Raw genomic sequence first — 17,290 nt, 5'->3', positions numbered from 1 at the left:
AGTTTGCAAAACCGTAATTTAAATCACAGCCGTTGTCAGCCGGGAAGTACAGCAAAGCCGCCCTTCTTCATCGCTGATTTCGATTTGCCAGACCTGGTGGCGGCGACCAACGTGCACCGCCTTACAAACTCCCCGCACAATGCCTTCTCGCGCGGCGCGCAGATGGTTGGCATTTACCTCCAGCCCGACGATGTGCTTCTCGCCTTCGGTGCAAAGATAACCTGCGACTGAACCCAGCGTTTCCGCCAGCACCACCGACGCGCCGCCGTGCAGCAGGCCAAACGGCTGGCGGGTTCGATTGTCCACCGGCATGGTGGCTTCCAGTTCATTATCGCCAATGCGGGTAAACACAATGCCGACATGTTCGACCATATTCCCGGCGCTCAGGGCGTTGAGCGCGTCGAGGGTAGTTTCACGACGCCAGATCATCCCATTATCTCCAGTAGTGCCTGCAGCGGATGGCGTACGCCGTTGCCCTCAACGCGTTTTACCTGGCTGCGACAGGAATAGCCGGTTGCCAGGCAGCGTTGCCGCGGCAGGCGCTGCATCGCCTGATGCCAGGACAGCTCATAGATGCCGAGGGAATTAGCGTGGTTTTTCACCTCATGCCCGTAGGTTCCGGCCATGCCGCAGCAGCCGACGCTGACATTCTCAAGCTTCGCCCCAAAGCGCGCAAAAATGGATGTCCACTGGTTCGGCGCGGTTGGCAATGCGGTTACTTCGGTGCAGTGGCCGAATAAATACCAGGATTCGCCGCCGACGGGAGTGATTTCACGATCGGCCAGCACGCCCGGCAGCCATTCATGGACTAGCTGAACATGGAAATCTCCGCGTTCTTCGCCCAGCGTTTGCTTATATTCGTCGCGATAGCAAAGCACGAGCGCCGGATCGACGCCAACCATCGGCATGCCGAGAGCGGCAATGCGATTCAGGAACTCGGAAGTTTTACGCGCCGTGCGGGCAAATTTTTGCAGGAAGCCTTTAATGTGCTGAGCCTTACCGTTCGGAGAGAACGGCAACACCACCGGCTCGAAACCAAGCTTTTCCGCGAGGCGAACAAAATCGGCCACAACCTGCGCATCGTAATAGCTGGTAAACGGGTCCTGCACCACCAACACCGTTTTAGCCCGCTGCTCTGCGCTGTATTTTTCAAGCTCTTCAAGGGTGGTATTTGCCGAGCGATGCCCCACCAATTGCTGTTGCAGCGTTGGTGTGGAAAGCATAGGCAAATCAATCATACCGATGTGCTTTTGCGACAGATTTCGCACCCACGGCTGGCTCATAAAGAAGTTAAATGTTTTCGGCGCACGCGCCATCAGCGGCGCATAGCTTTCGACCGTTGCCACCAGATGATCGCGCATCGGGCGCAGATAGCGGGTGTGATAAAGCTGCAGGAAGCGCGAGCGGAATTCCGGCACGTCGATTTTAATCGGGCACTGCGTGGAACAAGCTTTACAGGCCAGACAGCCGGACATTGCCTCTTTCACTTCATGGGAGAAGTCGTATTCGCCTTTGCGCGCATGCCAGCTATTACGGGTACGATCGATAAGGCCTCGCAGGGTCGCGCGTTGTTCCGGCAACTGTTTTTCCAGCGCATCAGGATCAACGCCGCGATCGGCCAGCAGGCGCAGCCATTCACGGGTGAGCGTGGCCCGTCCTTTCGGGGAATGAATGCGATTGCTGGTAATTTTCATCGACGGGCACATCGGGCTTTTCACGTCGAAGTTAAAGCATAAGCCGTTGCCGTTACACTCCATCGCCCCACGCCAGGAAGTGCGCACCGCAATAGGAATTTGCCTGTCGAAGGTGCCGCGTTTTACCGCATCCACCTGCATCATCGGATCGTCCACGCCGAGCGGCGGGCAGATTTTGCCGGGGTTCAGGCGATTATCCGGATCAAACGCGGCCTTGATGCGCCGCAGTTCTTCATAAAGCGTTTCGCCAAAGAATGCCGGGCTGTATTCCGCGCGGAACCCTTTACCGTGTTCGCCCCACAGCAGGCCGCCGTATTTTGCGGTGAGCGCCACTACGTCATCGGAGATGCGCTTCATCAGCACTTCCTGATGCGGATCGCACATGTCCAGCGCCGGGCGAACGTGCAGCACGCCCGCATCCACGTGGCCAAACATGCCGTAGCTCAGGTTGTGGCTATCAAGCAGGGCGCGGAATTCAGCAATATAGTCCGCAAGATGATGCGGCGGCACACAGGTATCCTCAGCGAAGGGAATCGGTTTCGCCTGCCCTTTAGCATTACCCAGCAATCCAACTGCTTTTTTACGCATGCCGTAGATACGCTCGATACCGGCAAGCTCCGTGCAAACCTGCCAGCCGATGACGCCGCCCTCGCCCTGCGCTATCAGCGAATCAAGACGTTCGCACAGCGCAGCTACCTGACTTTCGATTAGCTCAAGGTCGTCGCCTGCAAACTCAACGATGTTCAGGCCTAGCATCTCTTTATCCGGCACGTCTGTGATAAGTTCGCTCACCGAATGCCAGACGATGTCTTCCCGCGCCAGGTTCAGCACTTTCGAATCCACCGTTTCGACGGAAAGCGCACGGGCTTCCACCATAAACGGCGCGTTGCGCAGCGCGGAGTCAAAGGAGTCGTATTTTACATTCACCAGACGACGCACCTTCGGCAGGCGCGTGATGTCCAGTTTCGCCTCGGTGATAAACGCCAGCGTGCCTTCAGAGCCTGTCAGTATACGGGTAAGGTCGAACTGAGAAAGATCGTCGTTAAAGACATGACGCAGGTCGTAGCCGGTGAGGAAGCGGTTGAGTTTCGGGAATTTGTCGATAATTAACTGCCGCTGTTCGCGGCAACGTTCCAGCACGGTGCGATAAATTCGCCCGGTCGGGCTTTCGTCGCGCCCTATATCTTCTGCAAGCGCCGTGGACATTTGATGAGTATCGAGAATGTCGCCGCCCAACAGCACCGCGCGTACGCCCATCACATGATCGGACGTTTTGCCATACACCAGCGACCCCTGCCCGGAAGCATCGGTATTTATCATCCCGCCAAGCGTTGCGCGGTTACTGGTGGAAAGTTCCGGCGCAAAGAAATAGCCGTAAGGTTTTAAATACTGGTTAAGCTGGTCTTTAATGACCCCGGCTTCCACGCGCACCCAGCCCTGTTCGGGATTAATTTCTATGATGCGGTTCATATAGCGGGACATGTCGACGACGATGCCTTTGTTCAGCGCCTGGCCGTTGGTGCCGGTGCCGCCGCCTCTGGGGGTAAAGACCAAAGATTTAAAGCGTTCTTCGGCGGCCAGACGGGCAAGTAATGCCACATCGGCCGTTGAGCGAGGGAATAACACCGCGTCCGGCAACAGTTGATAAATACTGTTATCGGTTGCCATCGTTAACCGGTCAGCATAGCTGGTGGCCGTGTCGCCGGTAAAACCTTGATGCTCCAGTGCCTGCAAAAAATTGAGCACCAGTTGAACGAGCCCTGGCGCCTGAGAAATTTGTGGGATCATTGACTGTCGACCCTTGCCTGACGTTATTTAAGTTGTGAGTTATCGTTTGCGTATATTGCCTTTCGTTTTTAACACATTTTTTTCAGACAAGCGCGTCTGTTTTGCGGCTGTCAAAACGCGAGGAAATACATCATCATTATATTGTCCGCTTTGCGGTTTTAACGCAGGCAATTTGCCCGTTATCTTTTATTAAGGTGATTTTTTCTATGGTTAAAGTCAGTCCACCGAAGGATCTGCTACAAATCCTGCTATCGGTACTGTTTATCTCGGTGATGATTATTGCCTGTTTGTGGATTGTGCGGCCCTTTGTTCTCGGCTTTGCCTGGGCGGGTACCGTTGTGCTTTCCACCTGGCCTGTGATGCTTAAATTCCAGCGTTTGCTGTGGGGAAAAAGGTCGCTTGCTGTACTGGTAATGACTTTTTTGCTGCTGATGCTGTTTGTAATTCCCGTTGCGCTGCTGGTTAACAGCCTGGTCGATAACAGCGGGCCGGTGATAGCCTGGGCGACAAAAGGCAACATGGCGCTACCGACTCTGGAATGGCTGCACGTCATCCCCCTGGTTGGCGATAAGCTTTATACCGGCTGGAATACGCTGGTTGAAAGCGGCGGCAGCGCGATTATGGCGAAAATCCGCCCTTATATCGGCACCACGACCACCTGGTTCCTCGGACAGGCGATCCACATCGGAAGTTTTCTGATGCACTGCGGCCTGATGCTGCTGTTCAGCGTGCTGCTGTATGCAAAAGGCGAAACCCTGGGTAACGGTATTCGTCACTTTGCGTTCCGGCTGGCGGGCAAGCGCGGCGATGCGGCTATTCTGCTGGCGGGCCAGGCGATTCGCGCTGTTGCGCTGGGCGTGGTAGTCACCGCGCTGGTGCAGTCGGTTCTGGGTGGTTTCGGCCTGGCGATCGCCGGCATTCCAAATGCAACGCTGCTTACCGTTGTCATGATGCTGTGCTGTCTGGTGCAGATCGGCCCGCTGCTGGTGCTTATCCCGTCGATTGTCTGGCTTTACTGGACAGGAGATACCACCTGGGGCACCGTGCTGCTGGTCTGGAGCTGTGTGGTTGGCACCATGGATAACTTTATCCGCCCCGTCCTTATTCGTATGGGTGCCGATTTGCCGATGATTCTTATTCTTTCCGGCGTTATCGGAGGCTTAATCGCGTTTGGCATGATTGGTCTGTTTATCGGTCCGGTGCTGCTGGCGGTTTCTTATCGACTGATTTCAGTCTGGATGCATGAAGCTCCGCTGCCGCAGGACGCGCCTGATGAAGTCGTTGAGCTGCTTGAAGAACAAGAAGAACGTATGCTGAAGTAATAGTGCGCTCCCCAGCCCTGGGGAGCCGCTCCCACCACATTGGTTAGCAATTCTAATCGTTCCTCTGCTTTTTATCCCTTTTCCGCCGCATTGATTTCGTAGATGCGCGGTAATGTGATGTTAATCGTTAACCTGTCGTTAACTATTGAGACGAATCTGAGAGACTCCTCAGGCGGGGATGCCTACTATTATCACACGGTTATGAATCAACACATTGATTTATAAGCATGGAAATCCCCTGAGTGAAACAACGAATTGCTGTGTGTAGTCTTTGCCCATCTCAACGATGGGCTTTTTTTTCGCCTGATTTTTGCTGAAACGCCAAATTCCGCGCAAAAAAAAGCCCCCCGGTTCTCAGCGAGAGGCTTGATGTCTGTTCTTGAAAACTAGCTGTTTCGCCCACCGGGACGGCGGCCGCCGCCGGTAACCTGCGTGTGACGCTTAACGGCGCGACGAATCTGATTCGCCTTCATACGTCGACGGTCTTTCTCCACCGCCACTTTACTTGATGTTTCCGCAGGCAGTTCCACCAGCTTGCGCAGGTAGTTGGTTTGCGCCAGATCCAGTTCGGTGTAACCACCGCGCGGCAGGCCTTTTGGCAACTGAATATCGCCGTAACGCACGCGAATCAGTCGGCTAACCTGCACGCCAACCGCTTCCCACAGACGACGAACCTCACGGTTACGGCCTTCGGTCAGGGTCACGTTGTACCACTGGTTAATGCCTTCACCGCCGGTGAATTTGATGGTTTTGAATGCAGCAGGGCCATCTTCGAGCTGAACGCCACGCGCGAGTTGCTTCACTTTATCGTCGTCAATCTGACCAAACACGCGTACGGCGTATTCGCGTTCAACTTCACGGCTTGGGTGCATCAGACGGTTAGCCAGTTCGCCATCGGTGGTAAACAGCAGCAAACCGCAGGTGTTCACGTCCAGACGCCCAACGGCAATCCAGCGTGCGCCGCGCAGCTTCGGCAGACGGTCAAACACAGTTGGACGGCCTTCCGGGTCATTACGGGTGCACAGCTCGCCTTCCGGCTTGTAATAAGCCAACACGCGGCAAATTTGTTCTGCGGATTCTTTAATAGAGATCAGGTGGCCATCGATACGAATCTTCAGGGCCTGAGTGACTTCAACACGGTCGCCCAGCGTGGCAATTTTGCCATCGACGCTGACGCGGCCTGCGGAAATAATGGTTTCGATTTCACGGCGTGAACCGTGGCCAGCGCGAGCCAGCACTTTTTGTAACTTTTCGCTCTTATCGCTCATTGAGCTTCCTCGGGTGTCGCCTTCACAGGCGTCGAAATGGGGTTAATGGGGTTCACACCCCATTTTAGGCCGCACAGTATAGCCGCAGACAATATTATAAGAAAGGCTTAACGTCGCCGACGCCTTCGCGCAGCACAACCGGCGAGTCGTCGGTTAAATCGATAACGGTCGTTGGCTGCTGGCCCAGGTAGCCGCCGTGGATAACTAAATCAACGACCTTCTCCAGACGATCTTTAATCTCTTCCGGGTCGGACTCGGTAAAGTCGCTGCCGGGCATCATCAACGAAGTAGAAAGCATCGGCTGATCCAGCACTTCCAGTAACGCCTGCGCAATGGGGTTAGACGGCACGCGCAGCCCGATAGTTTTACGTTTTTCCTGCAATAAACGGCGCGGCACTTCTTTGGTGCCTTTCAGAATAAAAGTGTAATTGCCCGGCGTATTATTTTTGATTAAGCGGAACGCCACGTTGTCGACAAACGCATAGGTTGAAAGCTCCGACAAATCGCGACACATAAGCGTGAAGTTATGTCCGTCCGGCAAATGACGGATACGACAAATGCGCTCCATTGCCGTTTTGTCTTCCAGTTTGCAACCCAGCGCGTAGCCGGAATCGGTTGGATAAACAATAACACCGCCCTTGCGAACGATTTCCACGGCCTGGTTAATCAGGCGCTGCTGTGGATTATCCGGATGAATATAGAAAAACTGACTCATACTGCCCTCTCTTTTGCGATGAGGCTGCTTCCCCACTCTTTCCATACTGGCTCAACGCCTGCTGGCAACCATAGCTTGCGCCCCAGTTCTATCCACGAACAGGGCTGATGGAAATCAGATCCCTGCGAGGCCAGCAGGTTGAACTGCCGGGCGAGGCCGGCAAGTACGGTTCTTTCGTTGGGGGCTTGCTGGCACTGCGCAACTTCCATGGCATCGCCACCACTTTGCGCAAACTGCGCCAGCAATCTTTTCAGCCACTTTGTGGTCAGATCATAACGGCCTGGATGCGCCACTACCGCCTGCCCGCCAGAATGATGAATCACATCAATAGCTTGTTCTATTGTACACCACTGTGGCGGAACGTAACCCGTTTTCCCTTTTGCAAGGTACTTTTTAAAGACGTCGGCCATCGTATTGGCTTTACCGCACTCAACCAGAAAACGAGCGAAATGCCCGCGCGTTACCGCGCCGCCGTTGGCATGGCGAAGCGCGCCCTCAAGCGCGCCGGGAATACGGGCTTTATCTAGCCTTTCTGCTATCAATTCAGCGCGCTGAGTACGGCGCACGGTTTGTTCCGCCAGAAACGCCACCAGCTCCGGATGATTTTCATCAATACCCAGGCCGACAATATGTATTTCGTGATTTTCCCAGACGGTTGAAATTTCCACGCCGCTGATCAACTGTAAAGGAAGCTGTTTTTGGGCGATTTCAGCCCGCGCCGCTGGCAGACCGGCAACCGTGTCGTGATCGGTAATAGCAAGGATGCCCACGCGATTATCCACCGCGCGCTGTACCAGCGCCTGGGGTGTTAAAAGGCCATCTGAGGCGGTGGTATGGCTATGTAAGTCGTAAATCACCGCAAGGGTAGGTTCACTCAAAATGGCTCCAGAACTGTTAAAAAAATGAAAAACGCCGTCCATGATAGCGATATTCAGGTCTAACTAAAAATCACTGTTGACTTTACACCCGCGAACCAGTTAACTAGTACGCAAGTTCACGCGAGAAAGGTATCTGAAAATGAAAGCGATTCACAACATGCACAGTAGCTGGTGGCGCACTTCCTGAAACGGGTAGTGTCATCGCACGGCTGTTAATCAGCCCGGATACCAGGCCCGCCATCGAAGCGGGCTTTTTTTTGAACAAATGACTGAGAGCAAACAATGCAACCACAAAAACCAGCGCTCGAATTACTGACCAAAGATGCACCTTATCGGGATAACCCTACGGCCGTGTTCCACCAGCTATGCGGCGCCCGTCCGGCTACGCTGCTGCTCGAATCAGCGGATATTAACAGCAAAGACGATTTAAAAAGCCTGCTGTTGGTAGACTGCGCGTTGCGCATTACCGCATTAGGTGACACCGTCACTATTCAGGCGCTTTCAGCAAACGGTGCTTCTCTCCTGCCTCTGCTGGATGCCGCCTTACCAGCGGGCGTACAAAACGAACATCTGCCGCAGGGTCGCATACTTCATTTCCCTACGGTTAGCCAGTTGCTGGATGAAGACGCTCGTCTGTGTTCGCTTTCCGTGTTTGACGCGTTCCGCCTGATGCAGGAGCTCGTTACCGTACCGGAGAACGAGCGCGAAGCGATGTTCTTCGGCGGTCTGTTCGCTTATGACCTGGTCGCTGGTTTTGAAGATTTGCCGGCTCTTAAGCAGGACAACCGTTGCCCGGACTACTGCTTCTATCTGGCTGAAACGCTGTTGGTTATTGACCATCAAAAAAAGCAAACCCGCATCCAGGCAAGCCTCTTTACCCCGTCCGAAACGGAAAAAACGCGTTTATTGCAACGCGCTGAACAATTATGCGGCCAGTTGCAGGAGGCGCCCACCGCGCTGCCGGTGCGGAAAGTTGAGCAAATGACCTGCGAATGCAATCAAAGCGACGAAGAGTATGGCGCGGTGGTTCGTCATATGCAGAAAGCGATTCGCGCCGGGGAAATCTTCCAGGTTGTGCCTTCTCGCCGCTTCTCGCTGCCTTGCCCTTCTCCGCTGGCGGCCTATCAGACGCTGAAGAAGAGCAATCCAAGCCCTTATATGTTCTTTATGCAGGACGACGATTTTACTCTGTTTGGCGCATCGCCTGAGAGCTCGCTGAAATATGACGCAACCTCGCGGCAGATAGAAATTTACCCAATCGCAGGCACCCGTCCACGTGGCCGCCGCGCGGATGGCTCGCTCGATCGCGATCTGGACAGCCGTTTCGAGCTTGAAATGCGTACCGACCATAAAGAGATGTCCGAGCATCTGATGCTGGTGGATCTTGCGCGTAATGACCTTGCGCGAATCTGCACGCCGGGCAGCCGCTACGTTGCGGATCTCACCAAAGTGGACCGTTACTCCTTCGTCATGCACCTGGTTTCGCGCGTTGTAGGCGAATTGCGTCACGACCTGGACGTGCTGCACGCCTACCGCGCCTGCATGAACATGGGCACGCTTAGCGGCGCGCCAAAAGTTCGCGCCATGCAATTAATAGCCAAAGCCGAAGGCGTGCGTCGCGGCAGCTACGGCGGCGCAGTAGGTTATTTCACCGCTCACGGCGATCTGGATACCTGCATCGTGATCCGCTCGGCCTATGTTGAAGACGGTATCGCCACCGTTCAGGCCGGCGCAGGTGTGGTACTGGATTCCGTACCGCAGTCCGAAGCAGACGAAACCCGTAATAAAGCCCGCGCTGTACTGCGCGCTATTGCCACCGCGCATCATGCAAAGGAGATTTTCTGATGGCTGATATTCTGCTGCTCGATAACATCGACTCTTTTACCTATAACCTGGCAGATCAGCTACGCGCCAACGGGCACAACGTGGTTATTTATCGTAATCACGTTCCGGCCCAGACGTTAATTGAGCGCCTTGCAACCATGGATAACCCGGTGCTGATGCTCTCTCCAGGCCCGGGCGCGCCAAGCGAAGCCGGCTGTATGCCAGAGCTGCTGACTCGTCTGCGCGGTAAACTGCCGATTATCGGCATCTGTCTTGGTCATCAGGCGATTGTTGAAGCCTACGGCGGTTATGTCGGCCAGGCTGGCGAAATCCTGCACGGCAAAGCATCCGCCATTTCTCACGACGGTGAAGCAATGTTCGCCGGTCTGCCTAATCCGCTGCCGGTTGCCCGTTATCATTCGCTGGTCGGCAGTAATATTCCTGCTGGTTTAACCATCAACGCGCATTTTGACGGCATGGTGATGGCCGTGCGTCACGACGCGGACCGCGTGTGCGGCTTCCAGTTCCACCCGGAATCCATTCTGACCACTCAGGGCGCACGCCTGCTGGAACAAACCCTCGACTGGGCGCTGCTGAAGTTAAAACAAACCAATACGCTGCAGCCGATTCTGGATAAGCTCTACCAGGCGCAGACGTTAAGCCGTGAAGAAAGCCACCAGCTTTTCTCTGCTATCGTTCGTGGCGAACTAAAACCGGAACAACTGGCCGCCGCGCTGGTAAGCATGAAAGTGCGTGGCGAGCATCCAAACGAAATCGCAGGCGCCGCCTCTGCCCTGCTTGAAGCTGCCGCGCCATTCCCTAGCCCGGATTATCAGTTTGCGGATATCGTCGGCACCGGCGGCGACGGCAGCAACAGCATCAATATTTCCACCGCCAGCGCATTTGTCGCGGCAGCGGTAGGCCTGAAAGTCGCTAAACACGGCAACCGCAGCGTTTCCAGCCGTTCCGGCTCTTCGGATTTGCTGGCGGCCTTCGGGATCAATCTGGATATGAGCGCGGAAACTTCTCGTCAGGCGCTGGACGATCTGGGCGTGTGCTTCCTGTTCGCGCCGAAATATCATACGGGCTTCCGTCACGCCATGCCGGTGCGCCAGCAGTTAAAAACCCGTACGCTGTTTAACGTATTAGGGCCGCTGATTAACCCGGCTCATCCGCCGCTTGCGTTAATTGGCGTCTACAGCGCCGAGCTGGTGCTGCCGATTGCCGAAACGCTGCGCGTATTGGGCTACAAGCGTGCGGCCGTGGTACACAGCGGTGGAATGGATGAGGTTTCATTACACGCACCAACGCAGGTGGCGGAACTTATCGATGGCGATATCAAAAGCTACCAGCTAACCGCCGAAGACTTTGGTCTCCCTGCCTATCATCAGGATCAGCTCGCAGGCGGCACGCCGGAAGAAAACCGTGACATTCTTACCCGCCTGCTACAAGGTAAAGGAGAGATCGCCCATGAGTCAGCCGTGGCGGCGAACGTAGCCATGCTGATGCGCCTGCACGGCAAGGAAGATCTCAAAGCAAATGCACAACAGGTGCTGGACGTATTGCGCAGCGGCGCAGCCTACGACCGCGTCACGCTACTTGCAGCAAGAGGATAAGAAATGCAGGACACCGTATTAACGAAAATCGTCGCAGATAAGGCGATTTGGGTTGAAGCGCGTAAAAAGCAGCAGCCCCTGGCAAGTTTCCAGAATGAAGTCACCCCAGCCACACGCAATTTTTATCATGCGCTGCAGGGTGCGCGCACCGCGTTTATTCTTGAATGCAAAAAGGCTTCTCCGTCTAAGGGCGTAATTCGCGATGATTTCGACCCGGCCCGCATTGCCGGTATCTATAAGCATTACGCTTGCGCGATTTCCGTGCTGACCGACGAGAAGTATTTTCAGGGCAGCTTTGATTTTCTGCCGATTGTAAGCAGCATCGTGACCCAGCCGGTGCTGTGCAAAGATTTTATTATCGATGCTTATCAGATTTACCTGGCGCGTTTTTATCAGGCCGACGCCTGCCTGCTGATGCTTTCCGTGCTGAACGACGAGCAGTATCGCCAGCTCGCCGCCGTCGCGCATAGCCTGAACATGGGCGTGCTGACAGAAGTAAGCAATGAAGAAGAACTGGAGCGCGCTATTGCGCTGGAAGCGAAAGTCGTGGGTATCAACAACCGCGACCTGCGCGATTTATCTATTGATTTAAACCGCACGCGCCAGTTGGCGCCGCGCCTGACTCACGGCGTGACGGTGATTAGCGAATCCGGCATCAGCAATTACGGTCAGATTCGCGAGCTTAGCCATTTTGCCAACGGCTTCCTGATTGGGTCCGCCTTGATGGGTGAAGACGATCTGAACGCTGCGGTACGCCGCGTGACGCTTGGTGAAAATAAAGTTTGTGGTCTGACGCGTTCGGAAGATGCTCGTGCAGCGCATGAAGCCGGGGCAATATATGGCGGGCTGATTTTTGTGCCAGCCTCCCCGCGCTTTGTTAGCGACGAGAAAGCCGCTTCCGTTATAGCTGCTGCTCCGCTGCGTTATGTGGGCGTATTCCGTAATGCGCCGGTTAGCGAAGTCGCGCAGAAAAGCGCGCAGTTTACGCTTGCCGCAGTTCAACTGCACGGCGACGAAGACCAGGCCTACATCGACGAATTGCGCGCTCAACTGCCGGAAAACGTACAGATTTGGAAGGCCCTGAGCGTGAAAGAATCTATACCGGCGCGCGATTTAAGCCATGTCGATAAATATGTCTTCGACAATGGTCAGGGCGGTACCGGCCAGCGTTTCGACTGGGCGCTGCTTACGGGTCAGAAGCTGGATAATGTGCTTCTGGCAGGCGGACTGGGCGCTGATAACTGCGTTGAAGCGGCGAAAGCCGGATGCGCGGGCCTTGATTTCAATTCTGGCGTCGAACGCGCGCCGGGCATAAAAGATGCTAACAAGCTGGCAGCCGTATTCCAGACGCTGCGGGCTTACTAAGGAAAATAATCATGACGTTACTTAATCCCTATTTTGGCGAGTTTGGTGGCATGTATGTGCCACAAATCCTGATGCCTGCCCTGCGCCAGTTAGAAGAAGCCTTTGTGGCGGCGCAAAGCGATCCTGAGTTTCAGGCGGAATTTAACGATCTGCTGAAAAACTATGCCGGTCGTCCAACCGCGTTGACGAAATGCAAAAACATTACCGCAGGCACCAAAACCACGCTTTATCTCAAGCGTGAAGATTTGCTGCACGGCGGCGCGCATAAGACCAACCAGGTTTTGGGCCAGGCGCTGCTGGCGAAGAAAATGGGTAAAACTGAAATCATCGCCGAAACGGGCGCCGGACAGCACGGCGTGGCTTCGGCCCTGGCCTGCGCCCTGCTCGGCCTGAAATGCCGTATTTATATGGGCGCGAAGGACGTTGAACGCCAGTCGCCGAACGTCTTCCGTATGCGTCTGATGGGTGCGGAAGTCATTCCCGTTCACAGCGGTTCTGCCACGCTTAAAGATGCCTGTAACGAAGCGCTGCGTGACTGGTCTGGCAGCTACGATACCGCGCATTACATGCTCGGTACGGCGGCTGGCCCTCACCCGTTCCCAACGATTGTCCGTGAATTCCAGCGCATGATTGGCGAAGAGACAAAAGCGCAGATCCTCGAAAAAGAAGGGCGTCTGCCGGACGCGGTTATCGCCTGCGTTGGCGGCGGTTCGAACGCAATTGGTATGTTTGCCGATTTCATTAATGAAACCAAAGTCGGCCTGATTGGCGTTGAGCCTGCGGGCCACGGTATTGAAACGGGCGAGCACGGCGCGCCGCTTAAACACGGCCGCGTAGGGATTTACTTCGGCATGAAATCACCGATGATGCAGACCGATGAAGGGCAGATTGAAGAGTCTTACTCTATTTCCGCGGGACTGGACTTCCCGTCCGTCGGGCCGCAGCATGCTTATCTGAACAGCATTGGCCGTGCCGAATACGTGTCGATTACCGATGACGAGGCGCTGGATGCTTTCAAGCTGCTGTGCCGCAAAGAAGGGATTATTCCTGCCCTGGAGTCATCCCATGCATTAGCTCACGCGGTGAAAATGATGCGTGAAGATCCTGAAAAAGAACAACTGTTGGTGGTGAACCTCTCTGGCCGTGGTGACAAAGACATCTTCACCGTTCACGACATTCTGAAAGCACGAGGGGAAATGTAATGGAACGTTATCAGCACGCATTTAAGCAGCTACAGGAACGCCGCGAAGGCGCTTTTGTTCCCTTCGTTACGCTTGGCGATCCGTCACCGGAGCAATCGCTGAAAATTATCGATACGCTGATTGAAGCGGGTGCCGACGCGCTAGAGCTGGGAATTCCGTTCTCCGATCCGCTGGCGGACGGCCCAACCATTCAGAATGCGGCACTACGTGCCTTTGCCGCGGGCGTTACGCCAACGCAATGCTTTGAAATGCTGGCCGCGATTCGCCAAAAGCACCCAACGATCCCCATTGGCCTGCTGATGTACGCCAACCTGGTTTATAGCCGCGGTATCGATGAGTTTTATGCGTTGTGCGCCAAAGTGGGCGTGGATTCGGTGCTGATTGCCGACGTGCCGGTTGAAGAGTCTGCACCGTTCCGTCAGGCGGCAATACGCCATAACGTTGCGCCAATCTTCATTTGCCCACCGAATGCGGATGATGATTTACTGCGTGAGATTGCATCTCACGGGCGCGGTTACACCTACCTGCTTTCTCGCGCGGGCGTCACCGGCGCAGAAACGCGTGCTCAGCTTCCGCTTCATCATCTGGTGGAAAAACTGACGGAATACCACGCCGCTCCTTCGTTACAGGGCTTTGGTATTTCTGAACCTTCGCAGGTGCGTGACGCCATTGAAGCCGGTGCTGCCGGAGCCATTTCCGGCTCGGCTATCGTGAAAATTATTGAAAAAAATATTAATAATCCGGATGCGATGTTAAGCGAGCTGAAAGCCTTTGTTCAGGCGATGAAAGCCGCGACACGCGCTGCGTAATAGATACAGGCCGGAATATTTCCGGCCTTTCTTATTAGAAACGATAACCCGCCGAGAACATAAACACCCACGGATCGATGCGCGTATTGATGTTTTGCTGCTCGCCGCCAGCTTTGAATTTCACTTCGGTATCGATATCCATGTACCAAACCGACATATTAAGCAGCCAGTCGTCGTTAACCATATAGTCCAGGCCAACCTGCCCCGCAGCACCCCATGAATCTTTAACGCTCAGATCGGTCAGACCCGCGTCTTTCCCCGTCTGGTTGAAGTCAGTGTCAAAGAAAGTGGTGTAGTTGATCCCGGCGCCAATATACGGGCGCGCCTTGCTTTTCGCATCGCCAAAATACCACTGCGCCATCAGCGTAGGCGGAAGCTGCTTAACCGTTGCCAGATCGCCAGTCGCGCCCAGCCCGACTTTATGCCGGAACGGCGTGGCGGCCAGCAGTTCGATCCCGATATTGTCCGTCACCATATAATCAAATGTCAGCCCCAGTTGGGTGTTGTTACTGACGCTAAAACCGCCCATCCCGAGCACATTGTCTGAACCTTCTGTAGGACGAACCGTTGCCGTACCGGCACGCATAAAGAACTCGCCCGCTTCATGCGCTAACGCTTCACCCGATAAACAGCCCAGCATGAGTACTGCCACAGTTAATTTTTTCATATCCCTTCCCTTTTTATGGTTTTGTAAGCGGGCTGAATATACTCACTTTTGGGTACAAAGTGATCTAACTCAGATCACACTTTGTCAGTTAATTTAACATTCAATGATCTGGATTAATTTTTGATAATGCCGCCGAAATGGCTTAATTGATCCAGAGTCAATTTTTCAGGCATGACCGGCTTTTAAAAACTTTACGTTCCGCTTTTGCTGGAATATTCGCCGCCGGATGCTTCATTTTTATGCATAAGCCGGGCTGAAGCGCGATTTGTCATCGCGCCGAAGCCGCTCCTCGTTTTTCAGGGCGGCCTTAGTGGTGCCACAGCTCCTGCATCCAGGGTACAATTGCCCGCTAAGGTATATCCGGGCAATTTCAAAGGAGAGTGCATGTCTATCACGGCGGGTTCTGTGTACCGTGACACGGGAAATTTTCTACGCAATCAGTTCGTTACTATTCTGCTGATTGCCTTACTTTGCGCCTTTATCTCGGTGATTATCGGCCATGCGTTTTCACCCAGCGATGAACAGATGGCCATCCTGAATGAAGGTGACAATCTGGCCGGGAGCGTTGGCCTGTTTGACCTTGTGCAAAACATGACGCCTGAGCAACAGCAAATGTTACTCAAAGCTTCTGCGGCATCGACATTCTCCGGGCTTATCGGCAATGCGATTCTGGCAGGCAGCATGTTGGTCCTGATGCAAATCGTGTCAGCCGGGCATCGCGTAAGCGCGCTGCGTGCAATCGGCACGGCTGCGCCTGTATTGCCAAAGATGTTTATCCTGATGTTTCTGACTACCTTTATGGTGCAGATCGGCATCATGTTGATCGTAGTGCCGGGCGTGTTATTAGCCATTGTGCTGGCCTTTGCGCCGGTAATGCTGGTGCAGGATAAAGCCGGTATTTTCCAGGCAATGCGTAACAGCATCCGTCTGGTATGGAGCAATATGCGTCTGGTCGCTCCGGCAGTCATCGCCTGGCTTGCGGCCAAAACCGCGCTGCTGTTACTGGCTTCTTCTTTTGCCGCGCTGTCTCCGGCCGTTGGCGCGGTGATAGCCAACACGATAAGCAACCTTATTTCCGGCGTGTTGCTCATTTATTTATTCCGTTTATATATGCTTATTCGCCAATAACCTTCATCCGCTCCTGACGGCGCGTTATAGTCAGTCAGGAGTTCTCCCATTTTTTACGGAACAGATTATGAAGCAGTTTCTCGACTTCCTGCCCCTGATTGTCTTTTTTGCTTTTTATAAGATGTACGACATCTATGCTGCCAGCGGCGCGCTGATTGTCGCCACCGCGCTGGCGCTGGTGTATAGCTGGTATAAATACCGCAAGCTGGAAAAAATGACGCTTATCACTTTCGTGATGGTGGCGGTGTTTGGCGGCCTCACCCTGTTCTTCCATAACGATGAGTTTATCAAATGGAAAGTCACGGTAATTTATGCGCTGTTTGCCATTGCCCTTCTGGTCAGCCAACTGGTGATGAAAAAGCCGCTGATTCAACGCATGCTTGGTAAAGAGATCACGCTCCCCGAACACGTCTGGGCAAAGCTTAACGTGGCCTGGGCATTGTTCTTTATCATCTGCGGCATTGCGAACATCTACATCGCCTTCTGGCTGCCGCAAAGCGTCTGGGTCAACTTTAAAGTGTTCGGCCTGACCGCCGCCACGTTAGTGTTTACCCTGTTAAGCGGGGTTTATATCTATCGTCATATGCCGCAGGAAGAGAAATGAGTCAGAGCACGCCTGTTGGCGAACTGGTGTTGCGTACGCTGGCAATGCCTGCGGATACCAACGCAAACGGTGATATTTTTGGCGGCTGGTTGATGTCGCAAATGGATATGGGCGGCGCCATTCAGGCAAAAGAGATAGCCCATGGCCGCGTCGTAACGGTGCGCGTTGACGGCATGACGTTCCTCAAGCCCGTTGCGGTAGGTGACGTGGTGTGCTGTTACGCAAGCTGCGTCAAACGCGGTAATACGTCGATTACTATCAATGTGGAAGTCTGGGTGAAGAAAGTCTCTTCAGAGCCAATTGGACAACGTTATAAGGCGACGGAAGCTATCTTCATTTATGTCGCTGTGGATAACGACGGAAAACCCCGTCAGTTACCGCAGCAAGCCTAAAAAAAACCTCCCGATTGG

At 54.2% G+C, this 17,290-nt stretch carries 15 protein-coding genes, 1 other RNA gene and 1 other annotated feature; of the genes, 10 read left to right on the top strand and 6 right to left on the bottom strand.

Features of this window, described 5'->3' with window-relative positions; genetic code table 11:
- Positions 1 to 18 precede the first annotated feature (18 nt).
- Both menI and ydiJ read right to left on the bottom strand, forming a co-directional pair.
- Entirely contained in the window at positions 19 to 429 is a 411-nt protein-coding gene (gene menI, locus MUA00_RS17835; RefSeq protein ID WP_271124337.1) for a 1,4-dihydroxy-2-naphthoyl-CoA hydrolase, read from the bottom strand.
- Positions 426 to 3,482 (bottom strand): D-2-hydroxyglutarate dehydrogenase YdiJ, encoded by a 3,057-nt coding sequence (ydiJ, locus tag MUA00_RS17830; RefSeq protein WP_271124336.1) that lies wholly within the window; start codon positions 3,480 to 3,482, stop codon positions 426 to 428. Before ydiJ ends, menI begins: the two co-directional genes overlap by 4 nt.
- A 206-nt stretch (positions 3,483 to 3,688) precedes the next feature.
- Here ydiJ and ydiK point away from each other — a divergent pair, with 206 nt between their 5' ends.
- Together ydiK and rprA are read left to right on the top strand one after the other, a co-directional pair.
- Complete coding sequence (ydiK, locus tag MUA00_RS17825) at positions 3,689 to 4,804, top strand: AI-2E family transporter YdiK (protein ID WP_271124335.1); 1,116 nt, start codon at positions 3,689 to 3,691, stop codon at positions 4,802 to 4,804.
- Positions 4,805 to 4,999: 195 nt separating this feature from the next.
- Positions 5,000 to 5,106: antisense sRNA RprA (gene rprA / locus MUA00_RS17820), an RNA gene on the top strand.
- Positions 5,107 to 5,190: 84 nt separating this feature from the next.
- Here rprA and rluB read toward each other — a convergent pair.
- From rluB to rnm, 3 genes are all read right to left on the bottom strand, one after another.
- Positions 5,191 to 6,072, bottom strand: coding sequence for a 23S rRNA pseudouridine(2605) synthase RluB (rluB, locus tag MUA00_RS17815; protein WP_271124334.1), 882 nt, complete (start codon positions 6,070 to 6,072; stop codon positions 5,191 to 5,193).
- 94 nt (positions 6,073 to 6,166) lie between these two features.
- On the bottom strand, positions 6,167 to 6,787 hold the full coding sequence (locus MUA00_RS17810) for an L-threonylcarbamoyladenylate synthase (protein WP_271124333.1): 621 nt from the start codon (positions 6,785 to 6,787) through the stop codon (positions 6,167 to 6,169).
- On the bottom strand, positions 6,784 to 7,707 hold the full coding sequence (gene rnm, locus MUA00_RS17805) for an RNase RNM (protein WP_271124332.1): 924 nt from the start codon (positions 7,705 to 7,707) through the stop codon (positions 6,784 to 6,786). The genes MUA00_RS17810 and rnm overlap by 4 nt, the downstream gene beginning before the upstream one ends.
- Positions 7,708 to 7,828: 121 nt before the next feature.
- Positions 7,829 to 7,924: a sequence feature (Trp leader region), on the top strand.
- Between the two features lie 23 nt (positions 7,925 to 7,947).
- Between rnm and MUA00_RS17800 the strand changes: the two genes are divergently transcribed.
- The 5 genes from MUA00_RS17800 to trpA are packed head-to-tail and all read left to right on the top strand — an operon-like array spanning position 7,948 to position 14,481.
- Positions 7,948 to 9,510 carry an anthranilate synthase component 1 gene (locus MUA00_RS17800; protein WP_271124331.1) on the top strand — a complete coding sequence of 521 codons (1,563 nt, stop codon included), beginning with the start codon at positions 7,948 to 7,950 and terminating at the stop codon, positions 9,508 to 9,510.
- The gene (gene trpD / locus MUA00_RS17795; RefSeq protein ID WP_271124330.1) at positions 9,510 to 11,105 is read left to right on the top strand and encodes a bifunctional anthranilate synthase glutamate amidotransferase component TrpG/anthranilate phosphoribosyltransferase TrpD; all 1,596 of its coding nucleotides are present in this window, start codon (positions 9,510 to 9,512) and stop codon (positions 11,103 to 11,105) included. The genes MUA00_RS17800 and trpD overlap by 1 nt, the downstream gene beginning before the upstream one ends.
- A 3-nt stretch (positions 11,106 to 11,108) precedes the next feature.
- Complete coding sequence (trpCF, locus tag MUA00_RS17790) at positions 11,109 to 12,470, top strand: bifunctional indole-3-glycerol-phosphate synthase TrpC/phosphoribosylanthranilate isomerase TrpF (RefSeq protein WP_271124329.1); 1,362 nt, start codon at positions 11,109 to 11,111, stop codon at positions 12,468 to 12,470.
- Between the two features lie 8 nt (positions 12,471 to 12,478).
- On the top strand, positions 12,479 to 13,672 hold the full coding sequence (gene trpB, locus MUA00_RS17785) for a tryptophan synthase subunit beta (RefSeq protein ID WP_271125005.1): 1,194 nt from the start codon (positions 12,479 to 12,481) through the stop codon (positions 13,670 to 13,672).
- Positions 13,672 to 14,481, top strand: a complete 810-nt coding sequence (gene trpA, locus MUA00_RS17780) for a tryptophan synthase subunit alpha (RefSeq protein ID WP_271124328.1) — start codon at positions 13,672 to 13,674, stop codon at positions 14,479 to 14,481. Before trpB ends, trpA begins: the two co-directional genes overlap by 1 nt.
- Before the next feature lie 34 nt (positions 14,482 to 14,515).
- Here trpA and ompW read toward each other — a convergent pair whose 3' ends face one another.
- A complete protein-coding gene (ompW, locus tag MUA00_RS17775; protein WP_271124327.1) occupies positions 14,516 to 15,148 on the bottom strand; it encodes an outer membrane protein OmpW in 633 nt (210 codons plus the stop codon).
- A gap of 384 nt (positions 15,149 to 15,532) precedes the next feature.
- On the opposite strand from ompW, the gene MUA00_RS17770 reads away from it, so the two are divergent.
- From MUA00_RS17770 to yciA, 3 genes are all read left to right on the top strand, one after another.
- Positions 15,533 to 16,276 carry a YciC family protein gene (locus MUA00_RS17770; protein ID WP_271124326.1) on the top strand — a complete coding sequence of 248 codons (744 nt, stop codon included), beginning with the start codon at positions 15,533 to 15,535 and terminating at the stop codon, positions 16,274 to 16,276.
- A gap of 67 nt (positions 16,277 to 16,343) precedes the next feature.
- Entirely contained in the window at positions 16,344 to 16,880 is a 537-nt protein-coding gene (locus tag MUA00_RS17765; RefSeq protein WP_271124325.1) for a septation protein A, read from the top strand.
- Complete coding sequence (yciA, locus tag MUA00_RS17760; RefSeq protein ID WP_271124324.1) at positions 16,877 to 17,272, top strand: acyl-CoA thioester hydrolase YciA; 396 nt, start codon at positions 16,877 to 16,879, stop codon at positions 17,270 to 17,272. Before MUA00_RS17765 ends, yciA begins: the two co-directional genes overlap by 4 nt.
- The last annotated feature ends 18 nt before the right edge of the window (positions 17,273 to 17,290 follow it).

This window comes from Dryocola boscaweniae (assembly GCF_025215095.1).
Lineage (GTDB): Bacteria > Pseudomonadota > Gammaproteobacteria > Enterobacterales > Enterobacteriaceae > Dryocola > Dryocola boscaweniae.
Note: the sequence above shows the minus strand (reverse complement) of the source record. Positions and strands in the feature narration are given on the sequence as shown.

Coding starts and splice junctions, on each gene's coding strand:
- menI (WP_271124337.1), bottom strand. CDS start 429: ATGATCTGGCGTCGTGAAACTACCCTCGACGCGCTCAACGCCCTGAGC.
- ydiJ (WP_271124336.1), bottom strand. CDS start 3,482: ATGATCCCACAAATTTCTCAGGCGCCAGGGCTCGTTCAACTGGTGCTC.
- ydiK (WP_271124335.1), top strand. CDS start 3,689: ATGGTTAAAGTCAGTCCACCGAAGGATCTGCTACAAATCCTGCTATCG.
- rluB (WP_271124334.1), bottom strand. CDS start 6,072: ATGAGCGATAAGAGCGAAAAGTTACAAAAAGTGCTGGCTCGCGCTGGC.
- MUA00_RS17810 (WP_271124333.1), bottom strand. CDS start 6,787: ATGAGTCAGTTTTTCTATATTCATCCGGATAATCCACAGCAGCGCCTG.
- rnm (WP_271124332.1), bottom strand. CDS start 7,707: ATGGACGGCGTTTTTCATTTTTTTAACAGTTCTGGAGCCATTTTGAGT.
- MUA00_RS17800 (WP_271124331.1), top strand. CDS start 7,948: ATGCAACCACAAAAACCAGCGCTCGAATTACTGACCAAAGATGCACCT.
- trpD (WP_271124330.1), top strand. CDS start 9,510: ATGGCTGATATTCTGCTGCTCGATAACATCGACTCTTTTACCTATAAC.
- trpCF (WP_271124329.1), top strand. CDS start 11,109: ATGCAGGACACCGTATTAACGAAAATCGTCGCAGATAAGGCGATTTGG.
- trpA (WP_271124328.1), top strand. CDS start 13,672: ATGGAACGTTATCAGCACGCATTTAAGCAGCTACAGGAACGCCGCGAA.
- ompW (WP_271124327.1), bottom strand. CDS start 15,148: ATGAAAAAATTAACTGTGGCAGTACTCATGCTGGGCTGTTTATCGGGT.
- MUA00_RS17770 (WP_271124326.1), top strand. CDS start 15,533: ATGTCTATCACGGCGGGTTCTGTGTACCGTGACACGGGAAATTTTCTA.
- MUA00_RS17765 (WP_271124325.1), top strand. CDS start 16,344: ATGAAGCAGTTTCTCGACTTCCTGCCCCTGATTGTCTTTTTTGCTTTT.
- yciA (WP_271124324.1), top strand. CDS start 16,877: ATGAGTCAGAGCACGCCTGTTGGCGAACTGGTGTTGCGTACGCTGGCA.